This window comes from Methylobacterium sp. E-045 (assembly GCF_022829685.1).
In the GTDB taxonomy this organism is placed as follows: domain Bacteria; phylum Pseudomonadota; class Alphaproteobacteria; order Rhizobiales; family Beijerinckiaceae; genus Methylobacterium.
The window spans coordinates 1-989 of record NZ_JAKSYE010000061.1 but is presented as its reverse complement, the minus strand read 5'-3'; the positions used below and the strand labels follow the sequence as shown (position 1 = coordinate 989).

Genomic DNA, 989 nt, shown 5'->3' with positions numbered 1-989 from the left:
AGGCCGTTCGCCAAGCACCGGAAGGCCTCGCTGGCCCTCGCGAGGACGGCCGGCGGATCGTCGGACGCAGCGACCCAGAGCGCGGCGTTGAGAGCCGCGCCGTTGATCAGGCGCGCCGCGGCCTCGGCATCGACTGGCTGGACCGTCCCAGCCTCCACGAGGGCTTGGATCGTCTCGGTCGTCGTGCGCAGGCAGGCGGTCTGACCCGGCCACCGCGACGGATCGCCGAGCACCGCTGGTCCGTCGAGGAGCACGATGCGCTGGATCTCCGGCTCAAGGGCCAACTCGATGTAGGCGACGCCCTCGTCGAGGAAGCCGAGCCAGGGCGTCGGCGCTCTATCGCGTGCGACCCGCGCCTTGGCGACCATCTCGGCGTCGAGCTGCGCGACGACGGCCTGAAGCAGGCCCTTCTTGTCGCCGAAGTTGTGGTAGAGCGCGCCGCGCGTCAGGCCGGCCGCTTCGGTCAGCTCATCCATCGACGCCGCCGCGTAGCCCTTTTCGGCAAACGCTGCACGCGCCGCGCGGATCAGCTTCGCGCGGGTTTCCTCCATCATCAGCGCGCGTCGTCCCGATGCCATAGGGTGCCTCGATCCTTCGCATACGCTTAGTCGTCCATTGACATACGCCGCGTATGTCAAGATGGATGTACATACGCGGCGTATGTGAATGGCGCCGCGATGTCGATGGAAGCCGTCGGCATCCTTCGCAGAGGACACTCGATATGTCGAAGCGCGACGCAGTCTTCCCACCCGGACGGCAAGCCCTCTACGACCAGCACCGCTACTCCGCGGCGATCCGGTCCGGCGACCTGCTTTTCGTCTCCGGCCAAGTCGGCAGCCGCGAAGATGGCTCGCCCGAACCGGATTTCAGCGCACAGGTTCGCCGCGCCTTCGACAGGCTGAACGCCGTGCTCGCGGCGGCCGGCTGCAGTTTCGACGACGTGGTGGACGTGACGACCTTCCACACCGACCCTGAAACGCAATTCGACA

The 989-nt window shown here is 67.2% G+C and carries 2 protein-coding genes; one reads left to right on the top strand and one right to left on the bottom strand.

Annotation, left to right across the window (positions count from 1 at the left end; all coding sequences use genetic code 11):
- Positions 1 to 578 (bottom strand): TetR/AcrR family transcriptional regulator (locus tag MKK51_RS07810; RefSeq protein ID WP_243976144.1); only part of this gene is annotated, 578 nt, incomplete at its 3' end.
- Positions 579 to 721: 143 nt separating this feature from the next.
- Here MKK51_RS07810 and MKK51_RS07805 point away from each other — a divergent pair.
- Positions 722 to 989 (top strand): Rid family hydrolase (locus MKK51_RS07805; RefSeq protein ID WP_243976142.1); only part of this gene is annotated, 268 nt, incomplete at its 3' end.